This window comes from Brevundimonas albigilva (genome assembly GCF_023573565.1).
Taxonomy (GTDB): Bacteria; Pseudomonadota; Alphaproteobacteria; order Caulobacterales; family Caulobacteraceae; genus Brevundimonas; species Brevundimonas albigilva.
Window position 1 is genome coordinate 2,672,224 of the sequence record NZ_CP097649.1, and the last position, 16,692, is coordinate 2,688,915.

19 protein-coding genes are annotated in these 16,692 nt (G+C 70.1%); 7 read left to right on the forward strand and 12 right to left on the reverse strand.

Annotated elements, in window-relative coordinates; genetic code table 11:
* Positions 1–163 precede the first annotated feature (163 nt).
* A complete protein-coding gene (locus M8231_RS13240; protein ID WP_250201685.1) occupies positions 164–772 on the forward strand; it encodes a hypothetical protein in 609 nt (202 codons plus the stop codon).
* Between the two features lie 285 nt (positions 773–1,057).
* On the opposite strand, the gene M8231_RS13245 is transcribed toward M8231_RS13240, so the two are convergent.
* On the reverse strand, positions 1,058–2,377 hold the full coding sequence (locus M8231_RS13245) for an amidohydrolase (protein ID WP_250201686.1): 1,320 nt from the start codon (positions 2,375–2,377) through the stop codon (positions 1,058–1,060).
* Positions 2,378–2,465: 88 nt separating this feature from the next.
* Here M8231_RS13245 and M8231_RS13250 point away from each other — a divergent pair, with 88 nt between their 5' ends.
* Both M8231_RS13250 and M8231_RS13255 read left to right on the forward strand, forming a co-directional pair.
* Entirely contained in the window at positions 2,466–2,828 is a 363-nt protein-coding gene (locus M8231_RS13250; protein ID WP_249749568.1) for a hypothetical protein, read from the forward strand.
* A gap of 62 nt (positions 2,829–2,890) precedes the next feature.
* Complete coding sequence (locus M8231_RS13255; protein WP_249749567.1) at positions 2,891–3,322, forward strand: SRPBCC domain-containing protein; 432 nt, start codon at positions 2,891–2,893, stop codon at positions 3,320–3,322.
* Here the strand turns inward: M8231_RS13255 and M8231_RS13260 are convergent.
* The 10 genes from M8231_RS13260 to M8231_RS13305 all read right to left on the reverse strand — a co-directional run bounded on the left by M8231_RS13260 (position 3,319) and on the right by M8231_RS13305 (position 12,892).
* Positions 3,319–4,326 (reverse strand): type II secretion system F family protein, encoded by a 1,008-nt coding sequence (locus M8231_RS13260; RefSeq protein ID WP_249749566.1) that lies wholly within the window; start codon positions 4,324–4,326, stop codon positions 3,319–3,321. The genes M8231_RS13255 and M8231_RS13260 overlap by 4 nt on opposite strands.
* Positions 4,327–4,335: 9 nt before the next feature.
* A complete protein-coding gene (locus M8231_RS13265; RefSeq protein WP_249749565.1) occupies positions 4,336–5,316 on the reverse strand; it encodes a type II secretion system F family protein in 981 nt (326 codons plus the stop codon).
* Positions 5,317–5,321: 5 nt separating this feature from the next.
* Entirely contained in the window at positions 5,322–6,824 is a 1,503-nt protein-coding gene (locus M8231_RS13270) for a TadA family conjugal transfer-associated ATPase (protein WP_431307109.1), read from the reverse strand.
* A gap of 129 nt (positions 6,825–6,953) precedes the next feature.
* Positions 6,954–8,432, reverse strand: coding sequence for a CpaE/TadZ family protein (locus M8231_RS13275; RefSeq protein ID WP_284150791.1), 1,479 nt, complete (start codon positions 8,430–8,432; stop codon positions 6,954–6,956).
* A 3-nt stretch (positions 8,433–8,435) separates the two neighbouring features.
* On the reverse strand, positions 8,436–9,104 hold the full coding sequence (locus tag M8231_RS13280) for a CpaD family pilus assembly protein (RefSeq protein ID WP_250201688.1): 669 nt from the start codon (positions 9,102–9,104) through the stop codon (positions 8,436–8,438).
* Positions 9,105–9,112: 8 nt separating this feature from the next.
* Positions 9,113–10,543 carry a type II and III secretion system protein family protein gene (locus M8231_RS13285; protein ID WP_250201689.1) on the reverse strand — a complete coding sequence of 477 codons (1,431 nt, stop codon included), beginning with the start codon at positions 10,541–10,543 and terminating at the stop codon, positions 9,113–9,115.
* Positions 10,540–11,421, reverse strand: a complete 882-nt coding sequence (gene cpaB / locus M8231_RS13290) for a Flp pilus assembly protein CpaB (RefSeq protein ID WP_249749562.1) — start codon at positions 11,419–11,421, stop codon at positions 10,540–10,542. Before cpaB ends, M8231_RS13285 begins: the two co-directional genes overlap by 4 nt.
* 92 nt (positions 11,422–11,513) lie before the next feature.
* Positions 11,514–12,023 (reverse strand): A24 family peptidase, encoded by a 510-nt coding sequence (locus tag M8231_RS13295; protein WP_249749561.1) that lies wholly within the window; start codon positions 12,021–12,023, stop codon positions 11,514–11,516.
* Between the two features lie 65 nt (positions 12,024–12,088).
* Positions 12,089–12,283 (reverse strand): hypothetical protein, encoded by a 195-nt coding sequence (locus tag M8231_RS13300; protein WP_249749560.1) that lies wholly within the window; start codon positions 12,281–12,283, stop codon positions 12,089–12,091.
* A gap of 102 nt (positions 12,284–12,385) precedes the next feature.
* Positions 12,386–12,892, reverse strand: coding sequence for a hypothetical protein (locus tag M8231_RS13305; protein ID WP_249749559.1), 507 nt, complete (start codon positions 12,890–12,892; stop codon positions 12,386–12,388).
* A 163-nt stretch (positions 12,893–13,055) separates the two neighbouring features.
* On the opposite strand from M8231_RS13305, the gene M8231_RS13310 reads away from it, so the two are divergent.
* Both M8231_RS13310 and bamJ read left to right on the forward strand, forming a co-directional pair.
* On the forward strand, positions 13,056–14,258 hold the full coding sequence (locus tag M8231_RS13310) for a threonine ammonia-lyase (protein WP_249749558.1): 1,203 nt from the start codon (positions 13,056–13,058) through the stop codon (positions 14,256–14,258).
* On the forward strand, positions 14,239–14,763 hold the full coding sequence (gene bamJ / locus M8231_RS13315) for a BamJ family beta-barrel-assembly machinery protein (protein ID WP_249749557.1): 525 nt from the start codon (positions 14,239–14,241) through the stop codon (positions 14,761–14,763). Before M8231_RS13310 ends, bamJ begins: the two co-directional genes overlap by 20 nt.
* 29 nt (positions 14,764–14,792) lie before the next feature.
* Here the strand turns inward: bamJ and queG are convergent, their stop codons facing one another.
* Positions 14,793–15,905: a tRNA epoxyqueuosine(34) reductase QueG gene (queG, locus tag M8231_RS13320; RefSeq protein WP_430641136.1), complete on the reverse strand. Its 1,113-nt coding sequence runs from the start codon at positions 15,903–15,905 to the stop codon at positions 14,793–14,795.
* Positions 15,906–16,002: 97 nt separating this feature from the next.
* Between queG and M8231_RS13325 the strand changes: the two genes are divergently transcribed.
* Together M8231_RS13325 and M8231_RS13330 are read left to right on the forward strand one after the other, a co-directional pair.
* Positions 16,003–16,248, forward strand: a complete 246-nt coding sequence (locus M8231_RS13325) for a type II toxin-antitoxin system RelE family toxin (RefSeq protein WP_250201690.1) — start codon at positions 16,003–16,005, stop codon at positions 16,246–16,248.
* Entirely contained in the window at positions 16,245–16,637 is a 393-nt protein-coding gene (locus M8231_RS13330; RefSeq protein WP_249749554.1) for a helix-turn-helix domain-containing protein, read from the forward strand. The genes M8231_RS13325 and M8231_RS13330 overlap by 4 nt, the downstream gene beginning before the upstream one ends.
* Positions 16,638–16,692: the final 55 nt, after the last annotated feature.

Below are 16,692 nucleotides of genomic sequence, written 5' to 3' on the forward strand. Positions count from 1 at the left end.
CTGAGGGCAGGAGCGCTGGGCTCCAGCGCCTCAGCAGCTTCGGCGGTCAGCGTCTGCGCGCAGGCGTTCCGGTAACCATCTCGGGTTGGTAACTTTTCGCGTCATAAGAGATTTTTAGCTTGCTGAGAGGGCTGTTTCGTCTGATCGTGCCTTGAGGGGGCTCATGCACATTCGACCCTGCGCGCTGTTGCTGTCGTGCCTCTGGGCGACGGCCTGCGACCACTCCCCCTCATCGCAGCCGATCTGCGGCGATGTGATCGCCATTAAGGTTGGTCAGGTCGTTTATCGGGTTCCGGACGCGATCCAACCAATCGTCAACGGTCATCCGATTTCAGCGGAGGCGTATTGCAAGGAGCCGGAGCCGGAAGCGGTGTTGCAGTTCGCCGTTGATCCAGACAGGCTGCCTGAGGGGGAAGAGCTTCGCATTCCGGGTCAGGAGCGGAACCTGCCGATTCTGAAAATCAGCAGCGCCCGATTGTATGACGTCGGGGTGGAACTGGATGGCGGCGTGCGGGGCGGATGGCGGTGGTCCATGCGACGAGGCGACCGGCAGGTATTCAAAAAGTCGGCCACGGGAGGGTCCCCTCAAGCCTTTGTCACCTGCTCGACCGCAGAGGGCAGTCGAGATCTCTGCTCATTTTCGTTTCGCCTGCGGGACGGCAACTGGGCGGCGTCCATCGCTTCCATCGAGCCGGGGGAGGCGCCTGAGGTCGTGGACCAACTTTCAATCATGGCGGACCGCATCATAGCCGCATGGAGCGTTGAACAATGAGCGAACTGATCACCGCGCAGAGGGATCATCTTCGAGATCCCATCGATCAGGGCCGCTGGCCCGAGGCCTACCTTTACGTGGGCTGAGATCGCGAAGAATTGGGTGTTCGTCGGTCTGTCAGTGATTATGTGTGACCTCGAAACCGGCAAGGATCATCTGTTCAACTTGGAAGTGATTTTTGTTGATCCGATGGAGACGATCACTTTCGAATAGAGCGACGGCTCCAAAACCAATCCTTCGGAGGCCGATGCCGTCTTTGGGTCCAACTGAGACATCGGCTTGCGCCTACAGTCGCATTCTCTCACTCCGCTCCAGGAACCGCAGGGCGGTCAGCACATGGGTCTTCACGCCCAGCAGCAGGACCTTTTCGTTGGGCGAGAACTCCGGCGAGTGGTTCGGCGCGGACTGGGCCGGATCGACGCCGTCGGGGCTGGCGCCCAGGTGGTAGAAGACGCCGGGGATGGCCTGCTGGAAGTAGCTGAAGTCCTCGGCAACCGTGGTCGGCGGCGTGGCCGGATCGACGTTGCCCTGGCCCGCCGCCTCGGTCAGCACCGGCGCCAGCCAGGCCGACAGGGCGGGGTCGTTATAGACCAGGGCGGCGTTCTGCCTGACGCCGAACTCGGCCGTCGCGCCATAGGTCTCGGCGACATGGCCGACGGCGGCCTCGGCGCGGGCGACCATGTCGTCGCGCTGGGCCACGTCGAAGGTGCGCAGGGTGCCCGACATCGTCGCGCTGTCGGGAATGATGTTATAGCGCACGCCCGCGTTCACCGTGGCGATGGTGAAGACCGTCGGCGTCGTGGTCGGATCGACCGTCCGCACCGTCAGGGTGTTGATCGTCTGAACGATCTGGGCGGCGGTGGCGATCACGTCCACGCCGCGCCACGGCCAGGCGCCATGCGTCTGCTTGCCCTTCAGGGTGATGTCGACCCGATCCGAGGCGGCCATGAAGCCTTCCGGCCGGTAGAAGACCGTGCCCGCGCGACCCGGCACGACATGCAGGCCGAAGATCGCCTCCGGCTTCGGATCGGCCAGGGCGCCTTCCTCGATCATCAGCGCCGCCCCGCCCTTGGGCTCGCCCGGAGGCGCGCCTTCCTCGGCCGGCTGGAAGACGAAGACCACGGTCCCGCTCAGCTGATCCTTCATCCCGGCCAGCACCTCGGCGGCCCCCATCAGCATGGCCATGTGGGTGTCGTGGCCGCAGGCGTGGGCGACCGGCACCGTATTGCCCATGTAGCTGCCGGTGGCGGTCGAAGCGAAGGGAAGGCCCGTCGCCTCCTGCACCGGCAGGGCGTCCATGTCGGCGCGTAGGGCCACGACCCGGCCCGGCCGCGCTCCGCGCAGCACGCCGACCACGCCGGTCTTGCCGACTTCGGTGCGGACCTCCAGCCCCAGGCCGCGCAGGTGCTCGGCGATCACCCCGGCCGTGCGGGTTTCGGCGAAGCCCAGTTCGGGATGCTGGTGGAAGTCGCGACGCCAGGCGGTCACCTCGGGCATCACCGCCTGCACGGCCGCGTCGACGGCGGCGGCGTCCACGCTCTGGGCCTCGGCGGCGCCCGCCGCGAAGACCAAAGCCAGGGCGGAGGCGGCGATCAGGCGGCGCATGTGAAGCTCCCGTGAAATTTCATCCCGCGTCATGGTGAGGGCGCCCGCGCCGCTTGTGCAACCGTCGAGGAACGGCGATCCTCGATTCATGGCCGTGAAGGACCTCAAGAGCACCGGGACCGAATGGCGCGACGTCGTGCTGGTGTGCCGCAAATGCTCCAAGAAGCTGGACGGCGGCTTCGGCCCCGGCGGCGACCTGACGCTGAAGAAGGCGCTGCGGAAGTATTTCCACCTGAAGAAGGGCAAGAAGGGCCGCAAGGGCGACCTGGTCGTCACCGGCGTCGACTGTTTCGACGTCTGTCCCAAGGGGGCCGTGATCGCGGTGAACGCCGCCCGGCCCAAGCAGCTGTTGATCGTGCCGGCGGGCGCCGACCTGCTGGAGGTCAAGGCGCGGCTGGGCCTGCAGGACCACCGCCGGGTGCGCGCGCCGCTGGACGCGGTCGAGGGCTGAACGAGGGCCGGCCGACGTCGCGACGCCTTCCTTCCGGCCGAAACCCGTGTCAGACGAGCGGCATGGACGATACTCGCATCGAAAAGCGCATCGGGGTGCAGGCGGATTCCGAGCGCATCTGGGACCTGATCGCGGACCTGGACGCCTGGGACCGCTGGAACCCGCACGACCGGGACGTGGAGGGCGCCATCGCCTTCGGCGGCCGGCTGCACATGACCGAGGCCTGGCCGGGCCACGACGAGCGGCGCGCCACGGCGCAGGTGGCCGAGTGGCAGCCGCTGGCCCGACTGGTCTGGGCCGAAAAGCGCGGCTTTCTGTTCCGCACCCTGCGCTACATCGAGATCGAGGAATTGGAGCGGGGCAGCTGCATCCTGGCCTCCGGCGTGCTGTTTTCGGGCCTCCGGGCGGAACTCCACATGGACAAGCACCGCAGCGCGCTGCGGCGGGGCCACGCGGCGATCGTCGAGGGCCTGAAGGCGGCGGCCGAAGCCTAGCCCGCGCCGTTCGCCGCGGCCGACGCCTTCATCGTATCCATGATGTTGATGATCGCCGGCCCCAGGATGACCACGAACAGCACCGGCAGGAAGAAGACGATCATCGGCACGGTCAGCTGGGCCGGCAGGGCCGCAGCCTTCTTCTCGGCGGCCGACAGGCGCAGCTCGCGGTTCTCCTTGGCCATCACCCGCAGCGCCGAAGCCAGGGGCGTGCCGTAGGTCTCCGCCTGCGTCATGGCCGTGGCCACCGCCTTGACGCCGGGATGGTTGTTGCGCCGGCCCAGATTGTCATAGGCCATGCGGCGGTCCGGCAGGTAGCTGAGCTCGGCCGCCAGCAGCGAAAGCTCCTCGGCCAGCTCGATGGAGGTTCCGCCGATCTCGGCGCTGACCTTCTGGATCGCCGCCTCGATCGACATGCCGGATTCCACGCAGATCAGCAGCAGGTCCAGCGCGTCCGGGAAGGCCTGCATGATCGAGGTGCGGCGCTTGGAGATCAGGTTCGACAGATAGATGTTGGGCGCATAGAAGCCCGCCACCGCCGCCGCCATGCTGGCCGTCACCCGCATCATCACCGGCAGGCCGAAGTCGTTGACGACGAACAGATAGAAGGCCGTCAGCGCCATGAAGACGAAGGGCGTGGCGAAGCGGAAGAAGTAGAAGGCCGTCACCGGGCGGGGGCCGCGGAAACCGGCCTGGGCCATCTGGTCCACGACCTTGGGGTCTTCCAGCAGCTTGGTCAGGTTCAGCCGTTCGACGACGCGCTTCTTGAAGCCTTCGTCGGTCTGGCGCAGGCCGCCCGTCCCCTGGGGCCCGCCCTGGATGGCCGCGCGCGAGCGGCGGCGCAGTTCGTCGCGCCGTTCCGAGACCGCCTTCATCCGCTTGTTCAGGTCGGCCTGGCCCATCACGGTCGACAGCAGGGTCAGGACCGTGGCGAAGACGGCGACGCCGACGCCCATGCTGAGCAGGTTGCGCGGGTCGGTCAGGAAGATGAGGATGCCGTTCATCGCCCCGCCCTAGAACTTGAAGTTGATCATCTTCTTCATGGCGAGCACGCCGAACGTCATCCAGACGCCCGCCACCAGAAGCATGACCTGACCGCGCATGTCGGTGAACAGCAGGCCCATGTAGGCCGGCGCCGTCAGGCTGACCAGGGCCATGACCACGGGCGGCAGCGAGCCGATGATGCCCGCCGAGGCGATGGCCTCGGACGACAGGGCCTTGATCTTCTCGGCCATCAGCCGGCGCGAACGCAGCACGGTCGACAGATTGCCCAGCGCCTCGGCCAGGTTGCCGCCGGTCTTCTGCTGGATGGCGATGACGATGGTGAAGAAGCGCAGCTCCGAGGTCGGCATCCGGCCGTACATCTTGTCCAGCGCCTGCTCCAGTGTCATGCCGACGCCCAGGCCCTCGACCAGCTTCTGGAACTCCGGCCCCAGGGGCGCCGGGCTCTCGCGGGCGATGATCTTGAAGCATTCGTGGACCGGCAGGCCCGACTTGATGCCGCGCACGATGACGTCGACGGCGTTGGGGAACTCCAGCGAGAACTTCTTCATCCGCTTCTTGCCCAGGAAGCCGACGACCCAGCGCGGCAGGCCCAGGGCGAAGACGATCGCCGCGCCCAGGGCCACGACGGGATGAAGCCCCGCGACCAGGGCGACCAGCAGGGCCGCCACGCCCAGGACCGCGGAAACGATGTAGAAGGTGCGCTGGCCGATCGACAGGCCGGCGGCGGCCAGGCGCGAGGACAGGGTCTTGCGCGCCTTGCGCCCCTGTTTCTCGGCTTCCTGCAGCTGCAGCATGATCTGCTTGCGGCGGGCCTCGGGCGTGTTGGCGGCGGCGGCCTTGCGGGCCGTGGCCTGGGCCGCCTTCTTTCCCGCGCCCATGGCCTGGGCGCGCTTGACCGCCTGGGCGCCGGAATCGTCGCCGCCCACCAGCACCCAGCCGACGCTGGCGATGGTGATGAAGGCCAGGACGGCGGCGAGGATCGGCAGCATGGGCCCTACTCCGCCGCGTCCAGGGCGTCGGCCAGTTCGCGCTCCAGCCCGTAGTAGCGGGCGCGGTCCCAGAAGCGGGGACGGGCGATGCCGGTCGAGCGATGGCGGCCGACCACGCGGCCGTGCTCGTCCTCGCCCGTGATGTCATAGACGAACAGATCCTGGGTCACGATCACGTCGCCTTCCAGCCCCACCACCTCGGTGATGTGGGTAATGCGGCGCGAACCGTCGCGCAGGCGCGCGGCCTGGACGATGACGTCGACCGACCCGACGATCATCTCGCGGATGGTCTTGGACGGCAGGCCGTAGCCGCCCATGGTGATCATCGACTCGATCCGGCTGATGGCCTCGCGCGGGGAGTTGGCGTGCAGCGTGCCCATCGAGCCGTCGTGGCCCGTGTTCATGGCCTGCAGCAGGTCGAAGGCCTCGGGTCCGCGCACCTCGCCGACGATGATCCGTTCCGGGCGCATCCGCAGGCAGTTCTTGACCAGGTCGCGCATGGTGATCTGGCCCTGGCCCTCCAGGTTCGGCGGCCGGGTTTCCAGGCGCACGACGTGCGGCTGCTGCAGCTGAAGCTCGGCGGCGTCCTCGCAGGTGATGACGCGCTCGGTCGGGTCGATGAAGGCCGTCAGGGTGTTCAGCAGGGTCGTCTTGCCCGAGCCCGTGCCGCCCGAGATGACGACGTTGCATCGCGCCGCGCCGATGACGCCCAGGACGCGCGCGCCCTCGGGACTGATGGAGGCGTACTCCACCAGGTTCTTCATCGTCAGCTTGTCCTTCTTGAACTTGCGGATCGTCAGCGTCGGGCCGTCGATCGCCAGCGGCGGGGCGATGACGTTGACGCGCGACCCGTCCGGCAGGCGGGCGTCGCAGATGGGGCTGCTCTCGTCCACGCGGCGGCCGACCTGCGACACGATCCGCTGGCAGATGTTCATCAGCTGGCCGTTGTCGCGGAAGCGGACGTTGGTCAGCTGGACCTTGCCGCCGACCTCGATGAAGACCCGGCCCGCGCCGTTGACCATGATGTCGGCGATGTCGTCGCGGCCCAGCAGGGGTTCCAGCGGGCCGTAGCCGAGGACGTCATTGACGATGTCCTGGACCAGATGCTCCTGCTCGGCCACCGACATGGAGACGTTCTTGATCGCCACCAGTTCGGCGACGATGTCGCGGATCTCTTCCGACGCCGCCTTCTGGTCCAGCTGGGCCAGCTGGGCCAGGTCGATGGTGTTCATCAGCGCGTTGAAGATGGTCGTCTTCGTGGCGTGGTAGTAGTCGCTCTGTTCCCGGACGATCTCGGCGACCGCCTGGGCCTTCTTCAGCTGCTCCAGGCCCGCCGTGGGCTTGGGGCCGGCCGCGCTCTTGGGACGGGCCAGGACCTCGGGCTCCGGGGCCGGGCGCGGGCGCGCGGCCAGGGCGTCCAGCCGGTCGGCCTTGGCCTCGGGCCCAGCGGCCGGGCGGGCGTCGGCCAGCGGGGCGTCGGCCAGGGCGAAGGCGGCGGCGGCGTCCATCGGCTCGCCTGAGGCGAACGGGGCCGCGGGGGCGGGCTGGCGTGCGCCCGCAGGCTCTGGCGCCGGGGCGGGAGCCGGTCGGGGCGGCGCCGCGACGCCGGGCTGACCTGTGCGTTTGCCGAACACCCGTCAGCGCTTCTTCTTGAAGATGGAGGCCAGCAGGGACTTGGACTCGCGCGCCGGCTTGCCCGGCTTGGCGGCGGCGCCCTTGGGACCGGCGACGGCCGGAAGTTCGCGCCGGGAGACGATCTGGGCCAGGGTCTGGAACGCCTCGGCCGCCTTGGTCTTGGCGGCGGCGTCCAGGATCATCTGGCCGTTGTTGGCCGCCGAGCCGAAGGTCTTGGCGTCGAAGGGGATGACCAGGCTGGGATGGACGCCCAGGGCCGCGCCGAAGTCCTTGGCCGGGATCTCGGGACGGCCCGGCAGGCCGACCTGGTTCAGCACCAGGCGGGGCGGCGCGTCGTTGGGCCGGCCCTGGCGGATCAGGTCCATCATGTTCTTGGCGTTGCGCAGGGACGCCAGATCGGGCGTGGCCACCACCACCACCTCGTCGGCGGCGATCAGGGTGCGGCGCATCCACGGCGACCACAGGTGCGGCAGGTCCAGGATGACGAAGGGGGCGGTCGAGCGGATGCGCGTCGTCACCTCCTCGAAGGCGTCGGTCGAGATGTCCCAGTCGCTGTCCAGCGTCGCGGGGGCGGCGAACAGGCTGAGCTTGTCGGTGCAGCGGACCATCATCCGGTCCAGCAGCGTCGGGTCCAGCCGGTCCGGCTGGCCCAGGGCGTCGGCGACGCCGTTCAGCGGATCCTGGTTGAAGTCCAGCCCCGCCGTGCCGAAGGGCAGGTCGTAGTCGACGATGACGGTGTTGGCCCCGATCCGCTCGGAGATCGCATAGGCGGTGTTGTGCGCCACGGCCGAGGCGCCGGCCCCGCCCCGCGCGCCGACGAAGGCGATGGAACGGCCGACGAAGGGCTGGGCCGGGTCGTTGAACAGGCCGCCGATGGCCGCGATCAGCTGCAGCGGCTGCAGCGGGGCGACCAGATATTCGCTGACGCCGCGCCGCATCAGCTCGCGGAACAGCAGGATGTCGTTGGTCGGGCCGACGACGATGACCTTGGTGCCGGCGTCGCAGACCTCGGCCAGCTGGTCGACCTCGAACAGCAGGCTCTGGGGGTCCTTCAGGCATTCGACGATGATCAGCGGCGGGGTCGGCTCGTGCTGATAGGCCTCGACCGCGGCGGCGACGCCGCCGATGCGGATCTGGGTGGTGGCGCGCGACAGGCGCCGGTCCTGGGCCGCGCGCTCGGCCGCCGCCAGGGTGTCCTGGCGTTCGGCGAAGACGTGGATGACGATGCGCGGCACCGACACCTCGCCGATCGAGGCGGCCGGCGCCAGGGCCGACTGGGCGCCCGCGACCAGTTCGCCGACGGGGTTGAAGGCGGGAACGGGCGGCTCGACGACCGGCGCGGCCGCCGGGGCCGGCGTGGCCAGGGGCGCGGGTCCGGCGGTGAACTGCAGCGGTTCGCGCGCCGGTTCGGCCGCGTCGAACGCATCGTCGATCTCGAAGCCGTCGACGTCCAGATCGGTGTAGGCGCGCGCGTTGTTCATCGGTCAGTCCACGGCCCGCGAGACTTGCCCGTCCACGAGCTCTTCCTGGGGAGCGGCCGTGCGCTGTCCGGCGCGATAGGTGTCGAACACCTTGGAGCGGCGGCCCATGTCGGGCGCGTCCATGCCGCGAGGCGCGACGATGTCGCGCGGATTGGCGATCTGGGCGGCCAGATTGGCGGTGACGGCGCAGCCGAAGTCGCTGGTCGGCTGGTTGGAATAGCCTATCTGGCCCGAGCCGCCGACGGCGGCGCAGTTGGGCACATGGGCGCGAAGCGTCTCGAACCCGGCCAGGACCGGCGCGCGCGGATCGGGCGCGTCATAGGCCATGACCAGGACCCGCTCGGCCGGCACGCCCATTCCGGCCAGGGCGTCGCGCACGCCCCAGGCGGCGCGGGCGGCGGCGGGGTCGTTCCCGGAGGGCGCCTCGACGCGGATCACCTCGGCGCCTTCGCGCGCGAAGCGGCCGACCAGGGCCCCCAGCGCCGCGTGCTGGTTGCCCGACAGCCCCTCCTCGTGGACGGCCAGGGCGATGCGGTCCACGCCCGGCTCGACCTGCAGCACGTAGCGCGACAGGGCGTTCAGCGGCGGCGGGGCGGCGGCGTCGTCGGCGGTCGCGCAGGCCGAAAGCCCGGCGCCGGCGGCCAGCAGCATCAGCAGGACGGTACGGTTCACGGCGCGCCTCATTCGATCACATAGCCGACGGGACCCTGCCAGCCGGCGCCGGGCGCGGCGGCGGGCGCCGGGCTGCCGTAGCGCTGGCTGAGCTGGCCGAACAGCAGGGTCTGGGCGTCGTTGGCGATCTGCAGGCCGTCGGCCGGCGTCTGCATCCGGCCCGGCGAGGTCGGCGACACCACATAGGCCTCGATGATGATGACCAGCTCGGTCTGGCCCGAGGTGTAGTCGCGCGACCGGAACAGGGCGCCCAGCACCGGCACGTCGCCCAGGGCCGGCAGCTTGTCGATGTTCTGGCGGGTCTCCTCGCGCAGCAGGCCGGCGATCATCAGCGATCCGCCGCTGGGCAGTTCGACCGTGGACGAGGCGCGGCGCACGCTGAGCGCCGGAATGACCAGGGCCGTGTTCGCGGTCGGGTTCAGGGTGAAGGCGCCGTCGTTGGACAGCTCCGACACCTCGGTCGACAGCTGCAGCGAGATGCGCCCCTCGGACAGGACGATCGGACGGAAGGCCAGCCGCACGCCGTAGGGCTTGAACTCGATGCCGACGGTCGTGCCGCTGTCGTCGTTGCTCTGGGACACCGGCACGGGGAATTCGCCGCCGGCCAGGAATTCGCCGCTCTCGCCGTTGACGGCGGTGACGTTGGGCTCGGCCAGGGTGCGCAGCAGGCCCGCGCGCTCGAAGGCCCGAAGGTTGGTGGTCAGGCGGTTGCCGTCGCCGCTGACGTCGGTGTAGCCCAGCACCCCGCCGCCCAGTTGCGAGCCGCTGACGCCGAAGGTCGCGCTCTGGGCGAAGCTGAGGCCGTCGCCGACGCTGTTCAGCACGGCGTTGACGTCCAGGCCCAGCTGCTTGACCGCCGAGCGCTGCACCTCGATCACGCGCGCCTTGATCGTGACCTGGTCCGAGCCGGCGACGCTGATCATGTTCAGCACCTTCTCGGGCGCCGAGACGAAGGCGCGGGCGATGCGCTGGGCCTGTTCGGACTGGGCCGGGCTGTCGACCGAGCCGGTCAGGATGACGCTGTCGTTGATCGCCTCGGCCTGGACGCGGCCGCCCGGCACCAGCCGGGTCAGGGTGTCCTGAAGCGCGCTGACGCCGGCGTCGACGCGGACGCGCAGGGCCAGGATGGTGCGCCCCGCCCCGTCCAGGAAGACCGCGTCCGTCTCGCCCGGCGCGATGCCGATGACGGTGATGCGGCGCGGCGAATGCAGCATGGCCTCGGCCACCTGCGGATTGGAGACGATGACGTCGCGGGCGTCGGCCGGCAGGTCCACCGCGAAGGAGGTGCCGCGCGGCAGGTTGATCAGCTGCGGCGCCGCGCCGGTCGAGACGGCGGCGCGGGTCTGGGCCGCGGCGGCGATCGGGGCGGCGGCGGGCGCCAGGCCGATCAGGGCGGCGCAGACGGCCGTGAGCAGGGTCCGGGGCATGGCGGTTTTCATGGGACGGCCACCGTTTCGGGCGCGCCGCCGCGATAGATGCGGACGGCCGAGGGGGCGTCGGCGCGGGCCGCGGCGCGCACCGCGCCCGACGGGCCGGCGGTGTCGGCGTAGGAGCGCAGCATCAGGGACAGCTCGCCCTCGGACTTGGCCTGGGCCAGGGCCTCGGCGTCGCCGGGCGTGACCTCCAGGGTGGCGGTGGCGCCCACCACGGCCTGTTCGTCGTCGGCCGCGCGGGTGGTCTGGTCGATGGCCAGCACCTTGATGTTCCGCATGACGGTGGAGGTCGAATACTGCGTCCCGCCGCCGCCCGACTGGGCCGGGAACTCGCGGGTCATGACCACGTCCACGCGGTCGCCGGGCAGGATGAAGCCGCCGGCGGCGGTCTCGACCGTGACGCTGATGGCCATGGCCCGCATGCCGGGCTCCAGATAGGCGGCCAGATAGCCGCTGTCGCCCGCGCGCACGATCTTGCGCGCGACGATGGGTTCGCCCTTCAGGATGGTCTCGCGGACCACGGAGCCGACGTAGTCGCCCTTGGTTCCGCCCGTCGTGGCCTCGGTCGCGGCGCGGGCGACCTTGGCGGCGGCCTCGGCCGCGCGGCCGTCGGCCGGGGGCTTGGCCGGGCCGTCGACGATGAAGGCGGGATTGACCTCGTCGGAGGGCCAGTCCTTCCAGGCCATGTCGGCGTCGCCCAGGCGCTTGCCGGGCTGCAGATCGTTCGCGGCGACCAGGACGCGGGTCATCGGCCGGGTCTCGACGGCGGCGACGGCCGGGCGGCTGGGCTGATGCGAGGAAGAGCCCATGGCCCGCACCACCAGCGCCAGCCCGATGGCCGAAACGGCGGCGATGCAGATCACGGCTATACGGGCAGGCTTCATCCTGACGGTCTCCGGCAGGCGCGGCTCTCCGCCCTGCGTTAACGATCATGGATGCGACGGGTTAATGCGGTCCTAAGCGCCGGATGACGCCGTCAGCCGCCCACGAAGGCCGCAACCAGCGGCGAAGCGGGAAAGGCCAGCAGCGCCCCGCCGGCCAGGGCCACGCCATAGGGCACGTCCCCCTTGGGCTCCAGCAGGCGCGCGGCCCAGGCGGGCAGGCCGGGGAAGGCGGGAATGGTGCGGCGCGCGGTGATCAGCGCCAGGCAGAACAGGCCGCCGACGATGGCGCTGGACAACAGGAACGGCAGGCTGCCCGCCGGCCCCATCCACAGACAGGCGGCCGCCAGCAGCTTGGCGTCGCCCCCGCCGACCCAGTTCAGGGCGAACAGGGCCATGCCGGCCAGCAGGGCGGCGACGCCCACGCCGAGGTGGGCGGCCATGTCCAGCGGCGCCAGCCCCAGCAGCAGGGCGGCCGGAAGGAAGGCGGCCAGCAGGGCCAGCGAAATCCAGTTGGGAATCCGCATGGTCGTCAGGTCGTGCAGGCCGCCGACGACCATCAGGACCGGAAAGGGCGCCAGGGCGATGAAGGGCAGGATGTCCATGCGGCCGATCCTGCGCCAAAGGCCTTAAGTCCGGGTTTCCACCGCCAGGCGGGTCGCGCGCCCCGTCAGCTGGACAGGGCGGGACCGAAGATCGCCGCCGCGACCGCCAGGCCGACCACCAGCATGGCTGCGGCGCCGGCGATGAAGATCAGGGCGGTGCGCGCGCGGCGGCGGCGCATTCCGCCGGGCCGGTATTGGCGGATGTGGACGGAGGGCCCGCGATTGAAGGCCTCGGAACCGCTGATATTGTGCTGGGACATGAACGCCTCCCCACGGATCGGACGAACGCGCGATCAGGCCGGGCGCTTGCGACGAGAAGATGGCGATCCGCGTTACCGCGGGCTTTCGTGGGTTCGGCGGCGTCAGAGCGTGACGTCGACGACCCGCCCGCCGCGCGTGACCACGTGGCGCATCAGGACAAGCGGACCTTCGTCGCCCTGGGCCCGCACCGGCACGATCAAGAACCAGCCGCCGTCGGGCAGGCCGGCGAACGAGAAACGCCCGTTCTCGCACCGCTCGGAGCGGACGTAAGCGCGATAGTCGGCCGCCGCCTCGCCCACGTCGCGCGCGCGGACCACCGCCGCCGGCACCGCCGCCTGCTCGGTCGAGCCGTACAGGGTGCGGAAGCGGTTACGGGTGTAGGGCGTGTCGGGGGTCAGGCCCGCCGAGGCGACGCAATCGTAGGCCTTGCCGTCCTGTCGGTAGGCGATCCGCCCCTGGATTCCGCCCTGCCCGCCGCGCTGCGACCAGGCGAAGTCGTCGGCGCGGAAGACGGCCGGCTGGACCGCGCCGCCCGGTACCGGAACCGGGGCGCAGGCCGCGAGCGCGGCGGCGACGGCGCCCGCAAGGACGAGGGGACGGATCGACATGGGCTTCCTCCGGGGCGGGCTTGTTCTTGGCGACAGTATCGCACGACCGCCCCCCGCGGTTCCACGGTCAAGACGCCGCTCTGGACCCGGGGGCCGCAACGCGCGAAACAGACGCGACAAAATCCGCCCGCCCGCATGGCGAGGCGAACATGGAAACGCTGCGATGACCGTCACCCTGGACGATATTCAGGCCGCCCGCGCGCGAATCGCGGGTCAGGTCGACCACACACCCACGCGGTATTCGCGCAAGCTGTCGCAGCTGACCGGCGCCGAGGTCTGGGTCAAGTTCGACAATCTGCACTTCACCGGCAGCTTCAAGGAACGCGGCGCGCTGAACCGGCTGCTGCTGCTGACCGAGGACGAACGCCGGCGAGGCGTGGTGGCGGCCAGCGCGGGCAATCACGCCCAGGCCCTGGCCTATCACGGCGGACGGCTGGGCGTGCCGGTGACCATCGTCATGCCCGAGGGCACGCCCTTCGCCAAGATCAACGGCACCCGCCAGCACGGGGCGACCGTGGTCATCCACGGCCTGGACTTCACCGGGGCGACCGAGGAGGCCAAGCGGCTGGAGGCCGAAAATGGCTATGTCTTCGTCTCGGCCTTCGACGACGAGGGGATCGTGGCCGGCCAGGGCGTGTGCGCGCTGGAGTTCCTGGAGGACGCGCCGGAGCTGGAGGCGCTGATCGTGCCCATCGGCGGGGGCGGTCTGATCGCCGGCTGCGCCATCGCCGCCAAGGCGATCCGGCCGGACATCAAGGTGTTCGGCGTCGAAGCCGCGCGCTATCCGTCCTTCACCGCCAAGCGGGCCGGCCAGCCGCCGGTCTGCACCGGCCAGACCATCGCCGAGGGCATCGCCATCAAGGCGGTCGGCGACATCCCCTTCGGCCTGGCGGATCGCCTGATCGACGAGGTCTTCGTGGTCGACGAGGCCGATTTCGAGCGCGGGGTCTCGTTCATGGCGACGATGGAGAAGACGGTGTGCGAGGGCGCCGGCGCGGGCGGCCTGGCGGCCCTGCTGCGAAATCCCGATCGGTTCAGGGGCATGAAGGTGGGCATCGAACTGACCGGCGGCAACATCGACGCGCGGATGCTGGCCGTGGTGCTGAACCGCGAGATGGTCCGTGAACGGAGATTGATCGTCTATCGCATCCTGGGCGACGACCGGCCGGGGATGCTGTCGGCCATGGCGGCGGTGATCGGGGGCCTGGGCGGCAACATCATCGACGTGGTCCACAACCGCCTGGCGCTGGACGTGCCGGCCAAGGGCGCCGAGTTCGACATCATGGTCGAAACGCGCGATAGCGCCCACGCCGACGAGATCGGCGACGCCTTGAAGGACCGGGGATATGAACTTCGCATGGGCTAGGGCCGCCATCGTCGCGGGCCTGCTGCTGTCGGGCTGCGGCCAGCCGGCCGTGATCGACCCCGAGGCGGGCAAGGCCGAGGCCGCCGCCTTCATGCAGAAGAACGCGCGCCAGGACGGCGTCCAGACCCTGCCCAGCGGCCTGCAGTATCAGGTGGTCCAGTCCGGCCCCGCCGGCGGCGAAAGCCCCGACCGCAACGATCTGGTCAAGGTCGAATACGAGGGCAAGCTGGTCGACGGCGCGGTGTTCGACAGCTCCTTCGCGCGGGGCGCGCCGGCCATCTTCACGCCCGAGACGGTCGTGCCCGGCTGGACCGAGGCGCTGCAGAAGATGCGCGTCGGCGACGAGTGGATCCTCTATGTGCCGCCCGAGCTGGGCTATGGCGAACGCGGCGGGCCGCCCGCCATCCCGCCCAACGCCGTGCTGATCTTCCGGCTGAAGCTGCTGGACGTGGCCAAGGCGCCCGGCGGCGGGCCCATCGGCGGCGGCGCGACGGCGATGGGCTGAGGCTTCAGGCCCCCTGTTGAGGAAGGAACTCAGGCGGCGCGGTCCCACTCGGCCCGGACATCGGGATCGAGCTCCGACCTTGTCGCCCGCAAGGCGGCGAAGGCGTCGGGGGCCATCAGCCGCGACAGGGCCCAGACGGCGGCCCCCCGCACCAGGGGCGCCGGATCGTCCAGCAGGGCGCGCGCCGGGGCGATCAGCGCCGGATCATCCGAATTGCCGATGGCGTAGAGGACATTGCGCATGAAGCGGTCGCGGCCGATGCGCTTGACCGGGCTCTTGGCGAACAGGGCGCGAAAGGCCGCATCGTCCAGCGCCGCCAGGTCGGCCAGAAGCGGCGCCTGGAGCGTCGGGCGCGGCTGGAGCCGCATTTCGCGCGCTTCCTGGGCGAACTTGTTCCACGGACAGGCGGCCAGGCAGTCGTCGCAGCCATAGAGGCGCGAGCCCGTGGCCAGACGGAACTCCACCGGCCAGGGCCCGCCATATTCGATGGTGAGGTAGGACAGGCAGCGCCGGGCGTCCAACTGGAACGGCGCGGGAAAGGCGTTGGTCGGGCACGCGTCCAGACAGGCGGTGCAGCGGCCGCAATGCTCGGTCTCGGCCGCGTCCGGCGCGATCTCGGCGGCGGTCAGGATCGTCCCCAGGAACAGCCAGTTGCCGTGGGTGCGGCTGAGCAGATTGGTGTGCTTGCCCTGCCAGCCCAGGCCGGCGCGCTGGGCCAGCGGCTTTTCCATCAGGGGCGCGGTGTCGACGAAGACCTTGATGTCCTGGCCGTTGCGCGCGGCGATCTGGCCCGCCAGCGTCTTGAGCCGCCCCTTGATGACCTCGTGATAGTCGTCGCCGCGCGCATAGACCGAGATGTAGCCCGCCGAACGGTCGGCCAGCTGGTCCAGCGGGTTCTGGTCCGGACCGTAGTTCATGCCCAGGACGATGGCGGTTCGGGCCTCGTCCCACATGGCGGTGGGGTGGGCGCGGCGGTCCACCGTCGTCTCCATCCAGCCCATGTCGCCATGGCGGCCCTCGTCCACGAAATGACGCAGCCGGTCGCCCGCCGGCCAGGCGTCGGTCGCCGAGGCGAAGCGGCACACGTCGAAGCCCAGCTCGGCGGCCCGCTGGCGGATGAAGGTCTTGAGGCGTTCGCTCACCGGCGCGCCTTTAGCACGACAGCCGCCGCGCCGCCGCATTTGCGCAATTGAGATAATATCTCTCGCTTCATCGCGATAAATTGGTGATAATCTGAGCGTGAAAACCATCGTCCTGACCAACAGTGCGGCCAGACAGTTCGACGCCTTGCCCGCGTCGGCCCGGGCGACGATCTCTGCCGCCCTGGACGCCTATGCGATGCACGGGCGCGGCGACGTCAAGGCGCTCAACGGACGGCTCGGCTTTCGGCTCAGGGTCGGGCGCTATCGGGTGATCTTCACCGAGGACATGACCACCATCCTGGCCATCCATATCGGACCACGCCAGACCGGAACCTACAGATGAATCGTCCCCTTCACGCGCAACACATCACCACGCCCGCCGGCGAGGAGCTGGTCATCCTGCCCCGCGCCGAATACGAGGCGCTGACGGCCGGTCTCGACCAGGACGAGGACGAGGCCGATATCGCCGCCTTCGACGCGGCCATGGCCGATCTCGAAGCCGGCGTGGACGAACGCCTGCCGGTCGAGGTCTCGACGCTGATCCTGAAGGGCGCTTCGCGGCTGACGGCCTGGCGCAAACATCGCGGCTGGACCCAGCAGGCGCTGGCCGAGGCCGCGACCATCGGCCAGGGCTACCTGTCGGAGATCGAGCGGGGGCACAAGACCGGCGGCCCCGAAACGCTGCGACGCCTGGCCGAGGTGCTGGACGTGCCGGCGGACCACATCGGATGAGGCGGCGGCTCGGCGTGGGACGCGACAGGTCCTGACCGCCCCCCTATGATCCGCG